At 66.9% G+C, this 20933-nt stretch carries 19 protein-coding genes; 14 read left to right on the top strand and 5 right to left on the bottom strand.

Annotated features, from left to right (window positions below):
• Position 1 precedes the first annotated feature (1 nt).
• The 4 genes from ACYX4P_RS16700 to ACYX4P_RS16685 are packed head-to-tail and all read left to right on the top strand — an operon-like array spanning position 2 to position 3815.
• Positions 2–514, top strand: coding sequence for a DUF2271 domain-containing protein (locus tag ACYX4P_RS16700; RefSeq protein ID WP_248118316.1), 513 nt, complete (start codon positions 2–4; stop codon positions 512–514).
• A gap of 11 nt (positions 515–525) precedes the next feature.
• On the top strand, positions 526–1326 hold the full coding sequence (locus ACYX4P_RS16695; protein ID WP_292047309.1) for a DUF4198 domain-containing protein: 801 nt from the start codon (positions 526–528) through the stop codon (positions 1324–1326).
• 9 nt (positions 1327–1335) lie between these two features.
• Positions 1336–2445, top strand: coding sequence for an FAD:protein FMN transferase (locus ACYX4P_RS16690; protein ID WP_248118313.1), 1110 nt, complete (start codon positions 1336–1338; stop codon positions 2443–2445).
• A complete protein-coding gene (locus tag ACYX4P_RS16685) occupies positions 2442–3815 on the top strand; it encodes a sulfite reductase subunit alpha (protein WP_248118311.1) in 1374 nt (457 codons plus the stop codon). Before ACYX4P_RS16690 ends, ACYX4P_RS16685 begins: the two co-directional genes overlap by 4 nt.
• Positions 3816–3942: 127 nt before the next feature.
• Here ACYX4P_RS16685 and ACYX4P_RS16680 read toward each other — a convergent pair whose 3' ends face one another.
• The gene (locus tag ACYX4P_RS16680; protein ID WP_248118309.1) at positions 3943–5337 is read right to left on the bottom strand and encodes a UDP-N-acetylmuramate--L-alanine ligase; all 1395 of its coding nucleotides are present in this window, start codon (positions 5335–5337) and stop codon (positions 3943–3945) included.
• 71 nt (positions 5338–5408) lie between these two features.
• Here ACYX4P_RS16680 and ACYX4P_RS16675 point away from each other — a divergent pair, with 71 nt between their 5' ends.
• From ACYX4P_RS16675 to ligD, 7 genes are all read left to right on the top strand, one after another.
• Complete coding sequence (locus ACYX4P_RS16675) at positions 5409–5984, top strand: isochorismatase family protein (RefSeq protein WP_248118306.1); 576 nt, start codon at positions 5409–5411, stop codon at positions 5982–5984.
• Positions 5981–6814, top strand: coding sequence for an LD-carboxypeptidase (locus tag ACYX4P_RS16670; protein ID WP_248118304.1), 834 nt, complete (start codon positions 5981–5983; stop codon positions 6812–6814). The genes ACYX4P_RS16675 and ACYX4P_RS16670 overlap by 4 nt, the downstream gene beginning before the upstream one ends.
• 267 nt (positions 6815–7081) lie before the next feature.
• Positions 7082–8941: a DNA primase gene (dnaG, locus tag ACYX4P_RS16665; RefSeq protein ID WP_248118302.1), complete on the top strand. Its 1860-nt coding sequence runs from the start codon at positions 7082–7084 to the stop codon at positions 8939–8941.
• A gap of 75 nt (positions 8942–9016) precedes the next feature.
• Positions 9017–10963 carry an RNA polymerase sigma factor RpoD gene (gene rpoD, locus ACYX4P_RS16660; protein ID WP_248118300.1) on the top strand — a complete coding sequence of 649 codons (1947 nt, stop codon included), beginning with the start codon at positions 9017–9019 and terminating at the stop codon, positions 10961–10963.
• A gap of 51 nt (positions 10964–11014) precedes the next feature.
• Complete coding sequence (locus tag ACYX4P_RS16655; protein ID WP_248118298.1) at positions 11015–11194, top strand: DUF2256 domain-containing protein; 180 nt, start codon at positions 11015–11017, stop codon at positions 11192–11194.
• Between the two features lie 124 nt (positions 11195–11318).
• The gene (locus ACYX4P_RS16650; RefSeq protein ID WP_248118296.1) at positions 11319–11993 is read left to right on the top strand and encodes an extensin-like domain-containing protein; all 675 of its coding nucleotides are present in this window, start codon (positions 11319–11321) and stop codon (positions 11991–11993) included.
• Positions 11994–12027: 34 nt separating this feature from the next.
• Positions 12028–14604, top strand: a complete 2577-nt coding sequence (ligD, locus tag ACYX4P_RS16645) for a DNA ligase D (RefSeq protein ID WP_248118294.1) — start codon at positions 12028–12030, stop codon at positions 14602–14604.
• A gap of 47 nt (positions 14605–14651) precedes the next feature.
• Here the strand turns inward: ligD and ku are convergent, their stop codons facing one another.
• The gene (ku, locus tag ACYX4P_RS16640) at positions 14652–15518 is read right to left on the bottom strand and encodes a non-homologous end joining protein Ku (protein WP_248118291.1); all 867 of its coding nucleotides are present in this window, start codon (positions 15516–15518) and stop codon (positions 14652–14654) included.
• 96 nt (positions 15519–15614) lie between these two features.
• Positions 15615–15824 carry a flagellar hook protein FlgE gene (locus ACYX4P_RS16635; RefSeq protein WP_248118289.1) on the bottom strand — a complete coding sequence of 70 codons (210 nt, stop codon included), beginning with the start codon at positions 15822–15824 and terminating at the stop codon, positions 15615–15617.
• Between the two features lie 205 nt (positions 15825–16029).
• Here ACYX4P_RS16635 and ACYX4P_RS16630 point away from each other — a divergent pair, with 205 nt between their 5' ends.
• From ACYX4P_RS16630 to ACYX4P_RS16620, 3 genes are all read left to right on the top strand, one after another.
• Positions 16030–17916, top strand: a complete 1887-nt coding sequence (locus ACYX4P_RS16630) for a DEAD/DEAH box helicase (RefSeq protein ID WP_248118288.1) — start codon at positions 16030–16032, stop codon at positions 17914–17916.
• Between the two features lie 188 nt (positions 17917–18104).
• Positions 18105–18428, top strand: a complete 324-nt coding sequence (locus ACYX4P_RS16625) for an Mpo1-like protein (protein ID WP_248118285.1) — start codon at positions 18105–18107, stop codon at positions 18426–18428.
• Positions 18429–18517: 89 nt separating this feature from the next.
• Positions 18518–19408, top strand: coding sequence for a hypothetical protein (locus tag ACYX4P_RS16620; protein WP_248118283.1), 891 nt, complete (start codon positions 18518–18520; stop codon positions 19406–19408).
• Between the two features lie 76 nt (positions 19409–19484).
• On the opposite strand, the gene ACYX4P_RS16615 is transcribed toward ACYX4P_RS16620, so the two are convergent.
• Both ACYX4P_RS16615 and ACYX4P_RS16610 read right to left on the bottom strand, forming a co-directional pair.
• On the bottom strand, positions 19485–20042 hold the full coding sequence (locus ACYX4P_RS16615; RefSeq protein ID WP_312571008.1) for a 3D domain-containing protein: 558 nt from the start codon (positions 20040–20042) through the stop codon (positions 19485–19487).
• Between the two features lie 196 nt (positions 20043–20238).
• The gene (locus ACYX4P_RS16610) at positions 20239–20919 is read right to left on the bottom strand and encodes a hypothetical protein (RefSeq protein ID WP_248118279.1); all 681 of its coding nucleotides are present in this window, start codon (positions 20917–20919) and stop codon (positions 20239–20241) included.
• Positions 20920–20933: the final 14 nt, after the last annotated feature.

Raw genomic sequence — 20933 nt, 5'->3', positions numbered from 1 at the left:
GATGCGCCTTCTCCCCGTCGTCATCACCACCGTCGGCCTGGCCGCAGCGGCCGCGCCCGCCATGGCCGCCGACCTGACCGTCTCGGTCGAAATCCCCCGGCTGAACACCGCCTCCTATCACCGACCCTATGTGGCCGTGTGGATCGAGAAGCCGGATCAGAGCGCCGAACGCACCCTGGCCGTCTGGTATCAGCAGACCCGCAACAACGAGGGCGACGGCAAGGACTGGCTGAAGGACCTGCGCACCTGGTGGCGCAAGGGCGGCCGGGCCATGAGCCTGCCGGCCGACGGCGTGTCGGGCGCCACGCGCGCGCCGGGTCGCCAGACCGTCACCGTGCCGGGCGCGCGCCTGGCCGGCCTGCAGCCGGGCCAATACAACATCGTCGTCGAAGCGGCCCGTGAGCTGGGCGGCCGCGAAGTGGTGCGCGTGCCCTTCCGCTGGGGCGCGGCGAACACCGGCGCCGGAACCGGCTCCACCGAACTGGGCGCCGTGCGCGTCGCCGTCTCTCGCTGAGGATCACGACCATGAAGAAGACGATCGCCCTGCTGACACTCGCCGCCGCCCTGGCGGCCCCGATGGCCGCTCAGGCCCACCGCGCCTGGATGGCGCCGACCGCCACCACCCTGTCGGGAACCGACGCCTGGGTCGCCTTCGACGCCGGCATGTCCAACAAGGTGTTCGATCCCGACCACGCCGCCATGCGGATGACGGGCCTGACCATCACGGCGCCGGACGGATCGGCGGTTCAGCCCGAGCACGCCATGCAGGGTCAGTATCGCTCCACCTTCGACGCCCATCTGACGCAAAACGGCACCTATAAGATCGCCAACGTCATGAGCGGCGTCATGGCCAGCTACAAGCTGAACGGCGAGCAGAAGCGCTGGCGCGGGACGGCCGCCGAATACCCCGCCGCCCTGCCGACAGGGGCGACCGACGTCCAGGCGACCCGCACCGCCAGCCGGATCGAGACCTTCGTGACCCTGAACAACCCGACCGACACCGTCTTCAAGACGACCGGCGAAGGGCTGGAGCTGGTTCCCGTCACCCACCCCAACGACCTGGTCGCGGGCGAGCCGGCGACGTTCAAACTGCTGAACAACGGCCAGCCCGCCTCGGGCCTTGAGGTCACCGTGGCGCGCGGGGCGATCCGTTATCGCGACAATCCCGAGGAATCGACGGTGACGACCGGCGCCGACGGCGCCTTCACCATCACCTGGCCGGCGGCTGGCATGTACTGGCTGAACGCCTCAGTCCGCACCGAGGGGCAGGGGGAAACGCTCGGGTCCAGCGCCAGCTATGTGGCGTCGGTGGAAGTCCTGCCCTAAGCGAGCGGGATGTCCGACACGCCCTTCTCGCGCGGCTCGCGCGCCGCTCCCTCCGCCGTCGCCATCGGCGATCCCGGTCCGCTCGCGGACCGGGCCGACAATCGCGTCCTGGTCCCACTGATCAACGGCGCGCCGCCGCGTCCGCCCAGCGATCTGATCCATGCGCTGGACGGCCAGACCATGGGCACGACCTGGAGTGCGCGCGTCATCGCCCCGCGCGGCGTGGGCGAAGCGGCCGTTCGCGAGGCGATCGAGCAAGAGCTGGCGGCCGTCGTCGGCCTGTTCAGCCCGTGGGAGCCGTCCAGCGAGATCAGCCGCTTCAACACCGCGCCGGCCGGCTTCTGGGCGGTGTCGCAGCCGTTCTGGGACCTGCTGGATGCGGCTATGATCTTGGGCGACGAGACGAACGGGGCGGTCGATCCGACCCTGGGCGCCCTGGTCGATCTGTGGGGCTTCGGCCCGCCCGGACCGCGCTCGGCGCTGCTGCCCATTCCGTCCGAGGACGAGATCGCGGCGGCCATGGCCGTGTCCGGCTGGCAAAAGCTGCGGCTGAATCCCGATGCGCGCGGCGTGATGCAGATGGGCGGGATGAAGCTGGACTTCTCCGGCATCGCCAAGGGCCATGCGGTGGATCGGGTGTCGGATCGGCTGACGGCCATGGGCGCGACCTCTCACCTGATCGAGATCGGCGGCGAGTTGAAGGGGCGCGGCGTCAAGCCGGACGCCCAACCCTGGTGGGTCGAGATCGAGCGCGTCAAGGACAGCCCCGCGCCGCGAACGGTGGCGGCCCTGTTCGACCTGGCGGTGGCGACCAGCGGCGATTACCGTCGGGCCTTCGTGCATGACGGGCGGCTTTATCCCCACACTCTGGATGGTTCGACCGGCCGTCCGGTCAACAGCAACCTGACCTCTGTCACCGTGCTGCATTCCTCGGCCATGATGGCGGACGCCTACGCCACGGCGTTAACGGTCATGGGGCCGTTCGACGGCCCGGATTACGCCGAGGCGGCGGGTCTGGCCGCCCACTTCGTCGAGCGCACCGAGCGCGGGCCGGTCGAGCGGATGACGCCGGCCTTCGCCGCCATGATGGACGATCCCGATGGAGACCGGCCGGGGTGACAGCCGATCCGCAGCGCTGGCTGTGGGCGGTCGGGGCGGTTGTGCTTTGGCTGGTCCTGATCGCCGTGACGGTCTGGCGCGAGCGGCGCGCGGCGGCCTTGGCCCGCGCCCGGTCCGACGCCATGGCCTCGGCTGGATCGGGGCAGGGCCAGCCGATCCTGGTCGCCTTCGCCAGCCAGACAGGCTTCGCCGAGGAACTGGCCTGGATGACGGCGCGGGCGCTGGGCGACGGCGGCGTGGGCGCGCGGGTGCGGTCGTTCGCCGATCTGGATATTGAGACGCTGGAGACGGCGGACCGGGCCTTGCTGATCGTCTCCACGACGGGCGAGGGCGATCCGCCCGACGCCGCCGCAAGATTCGTCAGGACGACAATGACGGCCGGCGCCGACCTGGCCTCGCTGCGGTTCGGCCTGCTGGCCCTGGGCGACCGAAGCTATGACCAGTTCTGCGGCTTCGGCCATGCGGTGGACGGCTGGCTGCGGCGCGCGGGCGCCGACCCCCTGTTCGACATGGTCGAGGTCGATGACGGCGAGGCCGGCGCCATCCGTCACTGGCAGCATCAGTTGAACCAGATCACCGGCAGCGTGACGGCGCCCGACTGGACCCCGCCCGCCTACGACCCCTGGCGGTTGGTCGAACGGACGCTGGTCAATCGCGGCAGTCCGGGCGGCGAGGCCTATCACCTGGCGTTCGAGGCTGTGGGCGAGACGCCCGTCTGGTCGGCTGGCGACATCGCCGAGATCGGCCTGCCTGAGCGGGACGGCGCCACGCCCGGCTCGCGCGAATATTCCATCGCCTCTCTGCCATCGGACGGCCGGGTGGAGTTCCTGATCCGCCTGATGCGCCATACCGATGGGACGCCCGGCCTGGCCTCGGGATGGCTGACGCAAGGATTGGCGCTCGGCGGAGAGATCGGGATGCGGCTGCGCCCCAACCGCAGCTTCCACAGCCCGGCGGACGAGACGCCGATGATCCTGATCGGCAACGGCACCGGCATCGCGGGCCTGCGGGCGCATCTGAAGGCGCGGACGGCGACGGGCGGTGGGGCGTGGCTGCTGTTCGGCGAACGGGCCCGGGCGCACGACGCCTTCTTCGACGTCGAGCTTCAGGCCTGGCTGGCGTCGGGCGTGCTGCGCCGGCTGGACCGCGCATTCTCACGCGACCCGGGCGACGGGCGTTATGTGCAGGATTTGGTCGCGGCGGCGGCGGACGAACTGCGCGAGTGGGTCGGGCGCGGGGCGACGATTTATGTGTGCGGCAGTCTGGAAGGCATGTCGCAAGGCGTCCATGCGGCGTTGGAAAAGGCGCTGGGTTTGGACGTGGTGCTGACGATGCTGGAAGACGGCCGATATCGGCGCGACGTTTACTGAACCTGCCAACAGCTCGTCATCCTAGGCCTTGCGCCTAGCATCCATAGGCTCCGTCGATGACGGTGACACACGGCCCCCACCGGGCGTAGGGGGCCTCGCCACAAGGGCGAGGATGACGCGCCAAGGATTAGCCAAGCCGCCCCAACAGTTCCGCCGCGAAGGTGGACAGGGTGTCGTCCCGCGCGCCCATGACGATGATGCGGTCGCCGGGCTTTGCGATGTCCACGATCCGGTCGCCGCAGTCGGCGCGCGTCGCCAGCGCCTCGGCGTTGCGCCCGGCGGCGCGGACGCCAGAGGCGATGTCCTCGGAGCCCACGCTGCGGTCGGTGGTGCCGCCGTAATAGACCGGCTCGGGCATCAGCAGCACATCGTCCTCGCGCATCAGGCCGGCGAAACCGTCTATGAACTCCGGCTTCATCAGCTTCAGCGGGCCGAACCCATGCGGCTGGAACAGGATCAACAGCCGGCCGTCGAAGGCGTGCAGGGTTTTCAGGGTGGCGGCGATCTTGTCCGGGTTATGGGCGAAGTCGTCGATGACGGTGATGCCGTTCGCGGTACCGACCACCTCCATGCGACGGCGGATGCCGACGAAAGTCTCCAACGCCTTGACCGCCTCGCCCACCGGGACACCCAGCGCCTTGACCGCGCCCAGCGCCGCCAGAGCATTGGCGACATTATGGGCGCCGGGCACGTGCAGCACGGCGTCATATTCGCTCCACCCCGCGATCAGACGAAACTTCATTCCGGTCGGCAGGGGCTGCAGGTCGTGGGCGGACAGGTCGGCCTTCTCCTCGCCCAGACCGAAGGTGATGGCCTTGCCGGGCGGCAGGGTCTGGGCCAGGGCCGCCGTCTCGGGGTTGTCCATATTCAGCACCGCCGTGGTCGCCCGGGCGGTGAAGCCGCCGAACAGATGGCGCAGTTCCTCCATCGACTTGTGGTCCAGCGAGATGTTGGAGACCACCGCGACGGTCGGATCGTAGCGGGCGATCGAGCCGTCGCTTTCGTCCACCTCCGACACGAACAGGTCCGGCCCGCCGATCAGGGCGCTGGCGAACGGATGGTCGGCGTCGGCGAAGTTCTTCATCACCGCCCCGTTCATCACGGTCGGCTGGCGGCCTGTCTGATGCAGGATCCAGGCGATCATGCCGGTGATGGTGGACTTGCCGCTGGTGCCGGCCACGCCGACCGAGGTCGGGGCGGCGTTGAACAGTTCGCTGAGCAGTTCGGGGCGGGTCTTGATGGTTGCGCCCGCGCGGCGAGCCGCACCGATGTCCGGCACCGTCTCCTCGATGGCGCCGGTGGCGATTACGGTCTGATCCGCGCGGGTCACGCCCGATCCGTCCTGGGGATGCAGGGTCACGCCATGGGCGCGCAGCCAGTCGAACTTCTCGGGCGTACGACCCTGATCCAGGGCGCGGTCGGAGCCTTCGATGACGTTTCCGCGCGCCTGGACGATCATGGCCAGGGGCAGCATCCCCGATCCGCCGATGCCGCAGAAGAAGTAGGAGGCGCTGTCGGTCATGGTGCGTTAGGAAGACCCGTCGCGCCCGACGGCGGCGCGCAGTGATGCAGATGATTCCGTCAGGAGACGTCGTGGCCCTCGAACTCGATCCCCGCAAGACCGCATTGGTGATGATCGACCTGCAGAAGGGGATTCTGTCGACTCCGCGCCTGCCGCATGACGTCGAGACGGTGGTCGACCGCAATGTGACCCTGGCCAAGGCCGTGAAGGCGGCCGGCGGGCGGGTCGTGGCTGTCCGCGTGGATTTTGGCGCCGGGGGCGAACTGGCGCCCAAGGGGGCGACCGACACGACGCCTATGGGCGACCTGCCCGCCGACTTTGCAGATTTGCGACCCGAGATTCTGGCGCTCGCCCCCGACCTTATCGTCACCAAGCGCCAGTGGGGCGCCTTTTTCGGGACCGACCTGGATCCCTGCCTGCGCCGGTTGGGGGTCGAGACGGTGCTGGTGGCGGGCGTGGCGACCAATATGGGGGTGGAATCCACCGTCCGCGAAGGCTGGTCCCTTGGGTACGGCATGGTGGTGGTCGAGGACGCCTGCAGCAGTTTCGCCGCCGAGGCGCATGATTTCGCGACCACGAAGATTCTGCCTCGCATCGCCCGCGTCCGCTCGACCGCGCAGACGCTGAACGGCCTGGGGGCGGCATGAAAACGGGATTCAAGATCGGCGTCGTCTGCGCCAGTTCCCGCTTCTCGAGCGAGCGGGCCGACGCCGTCAATGCCTGGTTCGCCGAACACCATCCCGACGGTGACGTGGCGGTGGTCTTTCATCCCGCCTGTTTCCTGAAGCACGGCCATTTCGCGGGCGACGACCGGGCGCGGGCCGACGCCTTCGTCGAGTTCGCCAATGACCCGCGCATCGACGCCATCTGGTTCGCACGCGGCGGATACGGGTCTTGCCGCATCGCTGAATCCGTCATTCCCCGGCTGAACGCGGTGGCGCGCAAGAAGCGCTACCTCGGCTATTCCGACGCCGGCAGTCTGCTGGCGGGAATGTACAAGGCCGGGTTCCAGCATCTGGCTCACGGGCCGATGGCGTCGGATTCCGTGCGCCATGACGAGACGGCTGCGGGCGCCGTCGCCTGGCTGAGCGCCGGGCGCAGCGACTGGATCGAGCCGTCGCTGGCCGATGATCCGCGTCCCGCCGTCGCGTTCAACCTGACCATCATCGACCAGCTGCTCGGCACGGTTCTGGAGCCTGATCTGACGGGCCATGTGCTGATGCTGGAGGAGGTGGCCGAGGCGGCCTATCGCGTGGACCGCATGATGTTTCACCTGACGGGCCAGGCCAGCATAAGGCGGGTTGCGGGAATTCGCCTTGGGCGAGTGTCCGAAATCCCGGAGAATGATCCCGATTTTGGTCAAACCCCGGAAGAGATCGTTCGATACTGGTGCCTGAGGTCAGGCATAGCCTACCTGGGATCGGCCGATATCGGGCATGATGGCGCCAACAAGATCGTTCCATTCGGCGCCCGATGAGTCAAACCGTGCGCGGCGTAAAAGACACAGTCTTGCCTTGATCGTTACGGTAAAGCTTGTCGCCCTCTCGACAGCGGCGGGCTCTCAACGTCAGATGCAGGTCCGCGAGGCGTTAGGACTTCGTTAAGCCAAGGCGTTGGGGGACGCTGCGGTTTACGCCTTCTGCGATGCGGCGGTTCGTTCGGTTATCGGGGGATGACTGGACGAACCGCCTGATCGCCCCTTAATCCGTCGACGTGAAAGGGCTGAACGCCTAAGGATCGCCGGGTGCGTTTCGACGAAAGATTCATCGATGAATTGAAGGCTCGCCTTCGGCCGTCCGACGTCATCGGGCGGACGGTGAAGCTGAAACGTCAGGGCCGGGAATACGTGGGCCTGTCGCCCTTCTCCAAGGAGAAGTCGCCGTCTTTCTTCGTCAATGACGACAAGGGGTTCTTCCACGACTTCTCGTCCGGCAAACACGGAGACATCATCAGTTTCCTGCAGGAGACGGAGCGGCTGAGCTTCGTCGAGGCGGTGCAGCGGCTGGCGGGCGAAGCGGGGATGCAGCTTCCCGCCGAAGACCCCAAGGAGGCCGAGCGCGAGCAGAAGCGAGCAGGCCTGTCGGACTGGATGGACCTGGCCCAGAAATGGTTCGCCGCCAACCTGCGCCGTACGCCGGGCAAGGCGGCGCGCGACTATCTGGAAAAGCGCGGCCTGCCGGAAGATCAGTGGGAGCGGTTCGGGCTGGGCTATGCGCCTAACGACCGCGAGGGGCTGAAACAGGCGCTGGTCCAACGCGGCGCGCGGCCGGCCGATCTGGTCGAGGCCGGCCTGCTGATCGCGCCCGAGAGCGGCGGCCAGCCCTATGATCGGTTCCGCGACCGGCTGATGTTTCCGATCCTGGATGCGCGCGGCCGAATCGTCAGCTTCGGCGGTCGGGCCATGAACCCCGACGATCGCGCCAAATACCTGAACGGCCCCGAAAGCCCGCTGTTTCACAAGGGGGCGACCCTCTACGGCTTGCCAGAGGCGCGACGAATCCTTGGGGCGGAATCCAAGAACGACCAGGCCATCATCGTGGTCGAGGGCTATATGGACGTCATCGCCTGCCAGCGCGCGGGCCTGCCGGCCGTCGCGCCCATGGGCACCGCCCTGACCGAAGAACAGATGGAGCGGCTGTGGCGGGTGTCGCATGAGCCTGTGCTGTGCTTCGACGGCGACGCGGCGGGTCTGCGCGCCGCCTATCGCGCCATCGAACGGTCTTTGCCGCTGCTGAAGGCGGGGCGGTCGTTCCGGTTCTCGCTGCTCAGCGGGGGGCAGGACCCGGACGACATCCTGCGTGACAAAGGCGCGCCCGCGTTGCGCCAGGCGCTGGCCGAGACTCACGGCTTCGCCGAGGTGCTGTTCCGCCGCGAACAGGATCTGGAGCCGCTGGACACGCCCGAGCGGAAGGCCGGGTTCAAGGCGCGTCTTCGCAACACCGCCTCGGCCATTCAGGACAAGGATCTGGCCGAACAGTACAGACGCGATCTGTTCGAACGTTTTGACGCCCTGTTCCCCCGCAGTTCACAGCGCGCGCCCTGGGCGCCGGGGCAGGGCAGGCGGGGTTTCGGCCCGCCGCCGAAACTGGGGCAGACGGCGGAAGGGGCGCAGGCGATGCAGTCGCTGTTTCGCGCCATCGAACCCGTGCCGGCCGCCCTGGCCCACGGCGCTATCGAGGATCCCGAGCGGATGGACGACCATCTGGAGGAGATTTCGGCCCATGGTTTCGGCGACAAGGGGTTGGATGGCCTGGCGCAGGAGTTGGTTCGTCTGCGTCTGTCGGGACGATCCCTTGACTCCGCCGCCCTGCGACGCCATCTGGCGCAATCGGGTCATGATGCCTTAGTGCGCGAGGTCGAGAAGGCGGCGGCGAAGTCCGGCGCGCCATTCCTGGCCGCAAATGCGCCCCTCGCCGAGGCAAGGGTCCGATGGTCGCAGGCGTTCGACGCTTCGACGCGGGTCGCCGCGTTGGAGGACGCCTTGTCCCAGGCGCGTGGCGTGCCTGGGCAGGATGAGGCTTTCCGCCGGCTGAAGGCCGAGCGGGATGCGCTTCGCCGTGCGATCAAAGCCGGGACGATTTGGGAAGACAGCGCGGGCGCGTAACCTTACGCCTCGCCAGGCATTGTATTTTTCGCCGGGGCGGATTGATCACCCCCTCCGGCTGGAGACAGACTGACTATGAACGCACAGACCGAGACGCAGGACGCCGAGGTTTCGACCGACGGGCCCCTGCTCGATCTGACCGACGCCGGCGTCAAGAAGTTCATCAAACAGGCCAAGGCGCGCGGCTATGTGACGATGGAGGAGCTGAACAAGGTCCTGCCGTCCGAAGAGGTCACCCCCGACGCCATCGAAGACACCCTGGCGATGCTGTCCGAAATGGGCGTCAATGTCGTCGAGGCGGAAGAGGACGCGCAGGAGCAGCAGTCCACCGACGTCGCCGCCGCCGCCTCCACCGGCGTCGCCGAAACCCCGGCCAAGGCCGCCTATGACCGCACCGACGACCCGGTGCGGATGTATCTGCGCGAAATGGGTTCGGTCGAACTGCTGAGCCGCGAGGGCGAAATCGCCATCGCCAAGCGGATCGAAGCCGGTCGCGACGCGATGATCTCGGGCCTGTGCGAGAGCGCCCTGACGTTCGAAGCCATCATGGTGTGGCGCGACGAGCTTGAGAACAACCGCATCCTGCTGCGCGAGGTCATCGACCTGGACGCCACCTATGGCGTGCTGAATCCATCGTCCCTGCCGGGCGCAGCCCAGCCGGAGGGCGAAGAGGAGGAAGAGGCCGAAAACAAGCCGGTGGCGGAAGAGAAGCCTGAGTCCGACGACGACGATGACGATGATTTCGACGACGGCGGCGGCATGTCCATTTCGGCGCTGGAAGCCGAGCTGCGCGACGGCGTGATGGAGGTTCTGAACCTCATCGCCGCGGACTTCGGCGAGTTCCGCGGTCTGCAGGACAAGCTGGTTCAGACCCGTCTGAAGGGCGAGGTCCTGAGCGCCAAGGACGAAAAAGCCTATCGCACCCTGACGGTGGCGATTTCAGATCGTCTGAAGACGATGAAGCTGAACAACAACCGCATCGAGGCGCTGGTCGAGCAGCTTTACGCCATCAACAAGCGCCTGATCGGTCTGGAAGGCCGCCTTCTGCGTCTGGCCGACAGCTACGGGATTTCGCGTCCTGAGTTCCTGAAGGCCTATTTCGGCGCTGAACTGGACCCGACCTGGACCGACCGGATCAAGGAGCAGGGCGTGCGCTGGACCAAGTTCAGCGAAAACGAAGCCAGCCAGATCGCGACCATCCGTTCCGACGTCGCCGCCGTGGCGCTGGAAGCCGGCCTGCCCATCGACGACTATCGCCGCATCGTTCAGACGGTTCAGAAGGGCGAACGCGAAGCCCGTCAGGCCAAGAAGGAAATGGTCGAGGCCAACCTGCGCCTCGTGATCTCCATCGCCAAGAAATACACCAACCGCGGCCTGCAGTTCCTGGACCTGATCCAGGAAGGCAACATCGGTCTGATGAAGGCGGTCGACAAGTTCGAGTATCGTCGCGGCTACAAGTTCTCGACCTATGCGACCTGGTGGATTCGTCAGGCGATCACCCGCTCCATCGCCGATCAGGCGCGCACCATCCGAATTCCGGTGCATATGATCGAGACGATCAACAAGATCGTCCGCACCAGCCGCCAAATGCTGCACGAAATCGGCCGCGAGCCGACGCCGGAAGAACTGGCCGAAAAGCTGGCCATGCCGCTGGAGAAGGTGCGCAAGGTCCTGAAGATCGCCAAGGAGCCGATCAGCCTCGAAACGCCCATCGGCGACGAGGAAGACAGCCACCTGGGCGACTTCATCGAGGACAAGAACGCCGTCCTGCCGATCGACGCCGCCATCCAGTCGAACCTGCGCGAAACGACGACGCGGGTTCTGGCCTCGCTGACGCCGCGCGAGGAGCGGGTTCTGCGGATGCGTTTCGGCATCGGCATGAATACAGACCACACGCTGGAAGAGGTCGGTCAGCAGTTCTCGGTGACGCGCGAACGCATCCGTCAGATCGAGGCCAAGGCGCTTCGCAAGCTGAAGCACCCGTCGCGGTCGCGCAAACTGCGGTCCTTCCTCGACAGCTGAAGACGATCAAGGGCGGCGCCGAAAGGGCCGCCCTTTTTCTTGGCGGGCGATATGGGTCGAAAGCACGTCAATCTGGGCACGGCGCCGGCCAAGGCCGATCTGCCGACCAAGGTCTGCGCCGCCTGCGGGCTGTCTTTCGCATGGCGCAAGAGGTGGGCGCGGAACTGGGAGCATGTGCGGTTTTGCTCGGATCGCTGCAGGGCCAAGGGGGCTTCCGAAAACCGCCGATAGACGGCTCTCCGCGTCGTGACCACGGGCGAAGAGGGAATCAGATAGCGTCCCGACCATGCTCTTCCCCTCACGCCTGTCGCCCCTTGTGATAGCGCTCGGCGCCGTGCTCGTCCTGAGCGGATGCGTGCGGCGGCCGCCCGAGCCGTTGCGGCCGTCCTCGCCCTATCCGTCGCGGACGGAGGCGCCGCTGGTGGGGGGGCTGGTGGATCGCGCCATCGACGGCGGCACCCAGGCGTTGGTGGTGCGCGAGGGGAGCGATCTGGGCCGGTGTCTGGCCGAGTTGAACGCCGCGCGCGTGCGGTTCAGTCCTGTGCCGGATCGTCAGAACACCGCGACCTGCGGCCTGCATCAAGGCGGGGTGCTGGGCGCCGATCTGGGCACGGTGGCGCGCATGACGCCGGGCGATGTTGAGATGACCTGCCAGACGGCGCTGGCGCTGAGCATCTGGCGGCGTCAGTCGCTGGAGCCGGCGGCGCGCGAGATCCTGGGCTCGGACGTGGTCCAGATCGATCACATGGGCGCCTACGCCTGTCGCAATGTGAACAATGGCGTGGGGTCGAGCCGCATCAGCGCCCATGCCCAGGCGGCGGCGCTGGACTTCGCCGGGGTGCGGCTGAGGGACGGGCGGCGCATCACCGTCACGAAGGACTGGTCAGGCGACACGGCCGAAGCGCGCTTCCTGCGCCGCATCCGCGACGACGCCTGCCGCATCTTCGGCACGACCCTGAGCCCCGACTACAACGCCGTCCACCACGACCACCTGCACCTGGAGGCGACCGACACGCGCTTCTGTCGCTGAGGCAACGCTTTGGCGCGGGGCGGATTACGCCAATATGCGCGGTGAACTGAAGACCTATCAGGCCAAGCGCCGGTTCGGCGAAACGCCGGAGCCGAAGGGCGCCAGGTCTGCGTGGGCCAAGAGCGGATTTCGCTATCTGATCCAGCGCCATGCCGCGACCCGGCTGCATTACGATTTCCGCATTGAGGCGGACGGGGTGCTGAAGTCCTGGGCCGTGACCAAGGCGCCGTCACGCGACACGGCGGTCAAGCGGCTGGCGGTCGAGGTCGAGGATCATCCGCTGGACTATGGATCGTTCGAGGGCACGATCCCCGCCGGCAACTATGGCGCCGGCACGGTGCAGATGTGGGACGTTGGGACCTGGGAGCCGCAGGAGCCGGACCTGGAGGCGGCCTGGACCAAGGGTCAGATCAAGATGATCCTTCACGGCGAGCGGCTGAAGGGCAAATGGGCCCTGATCCGTTTGAAGAGCGATCGAGGCAAGCCGTCCAAGCGCAACAACTGGCTGCTGCTGAAGGAGAAGGACGACTTCGCCGTGGCGGGCGAGGGGGACGCTCTGGCCCAGATCGACGCATCGGTCACGACAGGGCGGTCGCTGGCCGAGATCGCGGACGGGAGCAAGGAATGGACGGCGTCCAAGCCGACGGGGCGTAAAGGTCCAGCCAGGCCCAGGCCGTCGAAGGCGGCCGAGAAGGCGAAGAAGCCGCCGGCCTTCGCGCCGATCCAACTATGCAAGGTCGCCGATCATCCGCCGGGCGGCGCGGGGTGGGCGCACGAGATAAAGTTCGACGGATACCGCATCCAGATCGGCGTCGGCGGCGGTCGTGCGGTGTTGCGGACGCGCAAAGGTCTGGACTGGAGCGACCGTTTCCCAGACCTGGCGGCGGACGCGGCGACCTGGCCCGATGCGGTGATCGACGGGGAGCTGTGCGCTCTGGACGACGATCACATGCCGGACTTCGGGGCGTTGCAGGCCGCGATCTCGGACGAGAAGACGGACGGTCTGGTCTATTTCGCCTTCGACCTGCTGTTCGAAGGCGCGGAGGATTTGCGCAAGCTGCCGCTGTCGCATCGCAAGGCGCGGCTACAGGCCTATGTGGAGCGGATAGGAGCCTCAGGGTCGGGGGCGGGCGCAGGGCGGCTGCGCTACGTCGAACATTTCGCGTCGACCGGGCAGGCGGTGCTGGAGAGCGCCTGTCGGATGGATCTGGAAGGGGTGATCTCCAAGAAGCTGGACGCGCCCTATCACGCGGGGCGGTCGTCGACCTGGCTGAAGTCCAAATGCCGGGGGCGCGACGAGGTGGTGATCGGCGGTTGGTCGTCGGAGGGCGGGACGCGGTTTCGCTCGTTGCTGGTCGGTGTCAGGGATAAGGGCGGCCTGCGCTATCTGGGCCGGGTCGGGACCGGCTATGGCGAGGCGGTGACGAAGACGCTGGTTCCGGCGCTGAAGGCCGTGGCGGGGGAGAAGTCGCCCTTCGCCGGGGCGGGCGCGCCCAAGGCGGCCAGGGACATCCATTGGGTCAGGCCCGTGTTGGTCGCCGAGGTCGAACATGGCGGATACACCGAAGCCGGCTCGCTGCGGCAGGCGGCGTTCAAGGGGTTGCGCGAGGACAAGACGGCCGGCGAAGTCACTGAGGCGCCGCAACCGCCTGCCGACTTGGCCGAACCGAAAAAGGCCGCCACGACGGTGCGGTCGACCGGCAAGCCCGGCAAGGTCGTGGTGGCGGGCGTGACCGTCTCGAGCCCTGACAAGGTGCTGTGGCCCGGCGTCGGCGACCGGCCGGCGGTCACCAAGACGGATCTGGCGCGATACTATGAGGCGACGGCCGAGCGGATTCTGGCCCATGTGGCGGAGCGGCCGACCTCGATTATCCGCGCGCCCGAGGGGATCGGCGGGGAGACCTTTTTCCAGCGGCACGCCATGGCGGGGTCTAACCCTCGGCTGAAGCTGATCGACGTCAAGGCGCGCACCCCTTACGTCGCGGCCGTCGATGTTGGCGGCCTGGTCGCCATCGCTCAGTCGGGCGGGCTGGAACTGCATCCGTGGGGCTGTGCGCCCGGCCAGCCGGAAGTCCCTGAGCAGATCACCTTCGACCTGGACCCCGACGAGGGCTTGGACTTCGCCGACGTGATCGCCGCGTCCAAGGTCGTGAAGGCGAAGATCGAGGCGCTGGGCCTGGCCGCCTTCGTCAAGACGACCGGGGGCAAGGGGCTGCACGTCGTCGTGCCGATCAGGACCGACGCCCGCTCGCGCGTCACCTGGAACCAGAACAAGGCTTTCGCCAAGGCGGTGGCCGAGGCCATTCGCGTCGAGGCGCCGGACCGGTTCACCACGACCCTCGCCAAGAAGGCGCGGGGCGGAAAGGTCTTCATCGACTATCTGCGGAACGGGCGGATGGCGACAGCGGTTGCGCCCTGGTCGCCCCGGGCGAGGCCGGGGGCGGGGATCGCGTTTCCGCTGTCGTGGGGGCAGGTGCGGGCCGGTCTGGACCCGGCGGCGTTCAACCTGTGGACCTATCAGACGCTGCTGAAAAAGCCCGACCCGTGGGCGGATTTCCGGGCCGCAGCGGTCAGTTTGAAACCGGGGCTGAAAAAGATGGGCATGCTCTGACCCCGCACTTCCCGGCGAAAGCGGGGATGAGCGGAAGTGAAAATGCGTCAGGCGGCGGCCTTTTTCTTCGGCGCCGGCTTCTTCTTCGGAGCAGCCTTTTTCGCTGGCGCCTTCTTGCCCGTCGTCTTCGCGCCTGTCGCCGATCCCGTCAGGCTGTTTCGCAGGGCCGCCATTAGGTCGATGACATTGGTGTCGTCCGGTTCGGCGACATCGACCACGCCCTTGCCGCCCTTGGACTTGGCCTTGATCATGGCGCGCAGCGCATCGTCATAGCCATCCTTGAAGTCGGACGGATCGAAGTCAGCTTCCTTCTGGCCGATGATGCGGGCGGCGATCTCGACCATGTCGGGATCGGCTTTTACGGTCGGGATGTCGTCGAAATAGTCGTCGGAATCGCGAACCTCGTCATGGGCGCGCAGGGTGTAGGCGACCAGCCCCTTGTCCCTCACCTCCAGCGCCAGTTGGCGCTCCTTTCCGCGCAGGACCAACTGGCCCAGCGCCACCTTGCCCTGTTTCTTCATGGCGTCGCGGATGACGGCGAAGGCCTCGACGCCCGCGCCTTTCTCCGGGACCACGAAGAAGGGATCGTCCCAATACAGCCGGTCGATGTCCGCCTCATCGACAAATTTGTCGATCGAGATGGTCTTGGTGCTTTCCAGCTTCACCTTGTCGAAGTCGGCGTCGTCGAACAGGACGTATTCGTCCTTGGACACCTCATATCCGCGCACCAGGTCGCTACGCTCGACCGGGCCGGTGTCGGGATCGGTCGGCACCATGCGGATGCGGTTGTTGGTGTCGGGGTTGATCAGATGAAACCGCACGTCATTGGTGCTGGTCGTCGCCGTGTAGAGGGCCACCGGACAGGTGACCAGCGACAGCTTCAGATGTCCTTGCCAGGTGGGACGCGCGGCCATGTCGGTTCTCCTCGATCCATGACAATGCCTCAGGACGATTTGCGTTCGGACAAGACCGCGCGACCTAGGATTGGGCGCTGATCCTGGGCTGACGGGTCACGCCAGGATGTCCAGCAAGGTTCCGGTCATGTCGTCTGCGGTGCGGGCGACGGCGGCGTTGGCGTTGAACGTGGTCTTGGCCTGGAGGCGTTCTGCGATTTCGCCCGCGAAGTCGTCCAGCGGGGCGGCGACGGTTCGGCGCGCGCTGGTGTCGAAACGGGTCTGGGCGTTCGTCATTCCGGCGGCGGCGATGGACAGGATTTGCATGGCGGGGTCCGGGCGAGGGGCGTTCGGTCCCCAAAGTGCGTCTTTCAGGTCAACGCCGCCTGAAGGATCAGGGTGAACGGCGTTTTCCGCCCCGCTTCAGCCTTTATCCGTGTATAGAGCGTCACCATTCGCCCGGCCTGAGGTCTGACCTCGGCCGGGCGCGGTCGTTTCGGCGACCGCCCTTGTCCGTTTGCCCAGGTTTCCCATGCCCTTTCCCGCCGTCCACCCCGCGCTCGACCGCGCCCTGATCAACAAGGGCTATGCCGAACCCACTCCGGTTCAGGCCGCCGTTCTGGAAGGCGAACATGCGGATCGCGACCTGCTGGTCTCGGCCCAGACCGGATCGGGCAAGACGGTGGCCTTCGGTCTGGCCGCTGCGCCGACCCTGCTGGGCGACAAGCCGATCTTCGGCCCGGGCGGCGCGCCGCTGTGCCTGGCCATCGCCCCGACCCGCGAACTGGCCATGCAGGTCGCGTCCGAGCTTCAGTGGCTGTACGCCGATTCCGGCGCCAAGATCGCCACCTGCGTCGGCGGCATGGATGCGCGTCGCGAAGCCCGCGCCCTGGGCTTTGGCGTTCACATCGTCGTCGGCACGCCGGGCCGCCTGAAGGATCACATCGACCGGGGCAACCTGGACCTGTCGGAGCTGAAGGTCGCCGTCCTGGACGAGGCCGACGAGATGCTGGACATGGGCTTCCGCGAAGATCTGGAGTTCATTCTGGATCAGGCGCCGGCCGAACGCCGCACCCTGCTGTTCTCGGCGACCATCGCGCGCGATATCGCCACCCTGGCCAAACGCTATCAGAAGGACGCGGTCCGCATCGACGCGACCGACAAGACGCGCCAGCACGCCGACATCGAATACCGCGCCTATCGCATTGCGCCCAACGAGATCGAGCACGCGGTGGTCAACACCCTGCGCTGGTTCGAGGCGCCGCGCGCCATGGTCTTCTGCTCGACACGCGACAGCGTGCGTCACCTGCAATCCTCGCTGCTGGAGCGCGGCTTCTCGACCGTGTCGCTGTCGGGCGAAATGGGTCAGCGCGAGCGCACCGACGCGCTTCAGTCGCTGCGTGACGGCCGCGCCCGCGTCTGCGTCGCCACCGATGTCGCCGCGCGCGGTCTGGACCTGCCGGACCTGGGTCTGGTCATCCACGCCGAACTCCCGATGAACCGCGCCGGCCTGCTGCACCGTTCGGGCCGGACCGGCCGTGCGGGCAAGAAGGGCGTTTCCGTGATGCTGGTGCCGCATTCGCGTCGTCGCAAGGCCGAGCGGCTGATGGACGAGGCCGGGGTCGACGCCGTCTGGTCGGGCGCTCCGACCTTCGACGAAATCCGCAAGGCCGATGAAGGCCGCCTGCTGTCGCCCGAATTCTTCGAGGCCGAAGTCACCGACGAGGACATGATCGTCGCCAAGCGCATGATCGCCGAGCGCACGCCCGACGAGATCGCCGCCGCCCTTGTGCGTCTGCTGCGCAAGGAGCAGCCGGCGCCGGAAGAACTGTCCGATCCGGGCGCCGATCGCGGCCCCGCCAAGCGCGACCGCATGGTCCGAAACGACGACGGCACGGCGGCTCAGCCCTGGCCCGGCGAGCGCTTGGGCGCTGACGATGTGACCTGGTTCCGCCTGGACGTGGGCCGCAACAAGAACGCCGACCCCAAATGGCTGATCCCGCTGATCTGCCGCATCGGCGGCATCTCGAAACCCCAGATCGGCGCCATTCGCACCTTCCCCGAAGAGACCCGGTTCGAGATCGCCAAGACCCACGAAAAGGCGTTCCGCGAAGCCATCGCCGCGTCCAAGGACGAGGTCCGCATCACCCCTTCGGAGGCCCCGACGCCAGGCGCGATGAAGGCCAGCCGTTTCGCAGGCAAGTCGAACCGCGAAGACGGCGATCGCCCGTTCAAGAAGACCCCCTATAAACGCGCCGAAGGCGAGGGCGACGCTCGCCCGCCCTTCAAGAAGAAACCCTGGGCGCCCAAGGCGGCCGAAGGCGGCAAGCCCGCCGGCGACAAACCCTTCGCCAAGAAGCCGTTCAAGGCCAAGCCGGGCTTCAAGAAGGACGGCTTCAAGGGCAAGCCGAAGGGCTGAATCTGCCGTTCTACGCTCCCCGTCATCCTCGCCCTCGTGGCGAGGATGCATATTCCCGATGGTCGCCGTCATACGCGGTCTTCGAGGCCAAGCTTATGGATCGTGGGCTCGAGCCCCAGGATGACACGGGAGCATTCGGGCGGATCGCGTGACTTGCCACCCGCCAAATCCGGGCGCAGGCTGTGTCCATGAGCACCCCGTCCGCGCCCGAGGGACGATACGCCTCGTTTGAGGCCTTCTATCCCTATTACATCCACGAGCATTCCAACCGCATCTGTCGGCGCATTCACGTCGTGGGCACGGGCTTTGTGATCCTGGCCTTCGCAGCCTTTCTGGCGACGCAGAACGGCTGGTGGCTGCTGGCCATGCCTCTGGTAGGATACGGCTTCGCTTGGGTCGGGCATTTCTTCTTCGAGAAGAACCGTCCGGCGACGTTCAAATATCCGCTGTGGAGCCTGATGGGTGACTTCCGCCTGTTCTTCGAAACCATCTCGGGCCGCCGACGGTTTTGACGACCGGCTTCGATTTCAAGCTGCGCCATTACCTGAAAGCCATTAGGATGCCTGCGTGCGGCGGTCAGCCGTTGCTGGAGGGAGCTTCAATGAAATCCATCGCCTTCGTCGCCGCCGCTTCGGTCCTGCTGGCCCCCGGCGTCAGTTTCGCCCAAAAGGGCGGCGCCAAGCCCGACTTCACCTTGGAGCCCAACTACGGTTCGGTGCGGCTGGAGACCGGGTTCACGCCCGACCCCTGGACCAAGTCGATTCTGGCCGGCGGCTCCATCCCCGCCTCGGCCGCCAAGTCGGGTTGCGAAGGCAAGGTCAGCGCCGCCCCCGACCTGCAACTGAACTACACCGCCGGCGATCTGGACCTAACGATCAGCGCGGCGGCGTCCGAGGACACCACCCTGCTGATCAACACCCCCGGCGGGCGCTGGTACTGCGACGACGACGGCGGCGGCGAGCTGAACCCGCTCGTGACCATTTCGGACCCCGAAAGCGGCCGCTACGACATCTGGCTGGGCACCTATAACGACAGCATGGTTCAATCGACGCTGAAGATCAGCGAACTAGGCGGTTCCGACAGCACGTCCGGCGCCGCGCCGGACATCGACCTGGAGCCCAACTATGGAACGGCCACCCTGCGTGGCGGATTCACGCCCGATCCGTGGACCAAGTCGATCATGGCCGGCGGCTCCGTGCCGGCCTCGGCGGCCAAGGCGGGATGCCAGGGGTCCGTCAGCGCCGCGCCGGACATCCAGATCTTCTTCGAACCGGGCGAGGGGGATCTGACCTTCCGCGTGCGCTCTTCGGAGGACACCACCCTGCTGGTGAACACGCCGAACGGCCGCTTCTATTGTGACGACGACAGCGGCGGCGACCTGGACCCCAAGGTCACCATCACCAATCCCCAGAGCGGTCGCTACGACATCTGGGTCGGCACCTATAACGACAGCATGGTCCAATCCACGCTGGAAGTGTCCGAGTTGGACTGACGCCCGCCAGGCGTCGCAGGCGCGAAAACGCCGGCTGACCTGATCGGTCAGCCGGCGTTTTCCGTTTCAGGCAGGATCAGTTGGAGGCGTTTGTCCAGGCCGGGGGGCAGCCGTCGAAATCGCCGGCGTCCACGATGGTCAGCGTCCGCATATTCAGACGTTGCGCCTGGGTCATCGAGCCGCGGCCGTTGCCGGTGAACAGGTCGACCTTCTGGCCCTTGATCGCGCCGCCCGTGTCGGAAGCATACCAGTAGCCGTCGTGGATGGTGCCATCGGCCAGACGCATGCCTACCGTTTCGCGGATGAACAGCTTGGTGCGGCGCGGAATGACGCGGGGATCGACCGCGACGGTGCGCATGGCGATCGGGCGGCAGCCCAGGGAATCGTTGCCCGTCGCGCCGCCGCCGCCGGCATGATAGAGGCGGGCCGAGGCGCGCCAGTCGGGATCGCTGGCCATCAGTTCGGTCTGTTCGGCGTTCAAGGCCGTTTCGACGGCTTCGGAACTGATCGTTTCGGCAGGGGTTTCAGCCCTGACCTGATCCGCCGCGACTGCGACATTGTAGGGGACAGGCCCGCTCGTCATCGACGATAGGGCGGCCCAAAACATGGCGAGAGCAGCGGACGCGCCGATCATAGGCTTGGCTCAGGAGGCGCCGGCTCCCAACGCCGCCGGCGGGCGTCTTTTCGCGTTAACTTGTGGCGAGAAAGCGGCGAACGCGCCCGATGCGCGGCGCGTTACGATTTGTTTCGTAGTTAACCTTCGAAAAATAAAGAATATTTCAGGCGAGCTGGCGCGTTCGGCATGATCGCCCCAATCCGCTCTCTGACGGCTAGAATCTGAAATTAAGGCCGGCTTGGACGACCGGCAGGACCTTGTATTTGTCGGCCTCGTCCTGAATCTGGCGCTCTTCGTCGTCCAGACGCGCACGGAAGACGAGGTCGTTCGACAGGGTTCCGCCCCGCGCATCCAGATCGACCTTCGGCTTGTCGCCGAACGCCGCGCCGGCCAGAAGGCGAAAGCCCAAGCGGCCGTTCAGGGTGAAGGTGTTGTCGTAGCCGACGCCGATGAAGGGGGCGGTCTTCTCCAGATCGATCCGCCCCGTCAGGGTTCCAACCTGGGCAGGGGTGAAGGTGGCGCCGCCGATGTTCACATTGCCGGTCGGGGTGGCGTCCAGATCGATCTTGCGGCTGCCGAAATAGGCGCCCGCCGACACCAGGAAACCATTCTCGAACGGGTGCAGGTCCACGAAGGCGCCGGGCGACTTGAAGTCGATCTTGGCGTCGTAATCGATGCCCTTGTAGGTCTGGTCGCGATCCCAATCCAGCACGTCATAACCGCCGCGCAGCACCACCCTGGGGCCCAGCGTCCATTGCGCCTGAAGTCCCAGACCGGGCGTCCCGACCTGGGCGCCTACGGCGAACCGGCCCCCCTCGTTGGACTGGGCCTGAACCGCGCACGGGATCAGACAGGCGGCGATGACCAGCGGGGTCAGTCGAAGATGGCGAGACATGACGCGGTTTCCGG

The organism is Brevundimonas sp. ABV4_179 (assembly GCF_056311945.1).
Note: the sequence above shows the minus strand (reverse complement) of the source record. Positions and strands in the feature narration are given on the sequence as shown.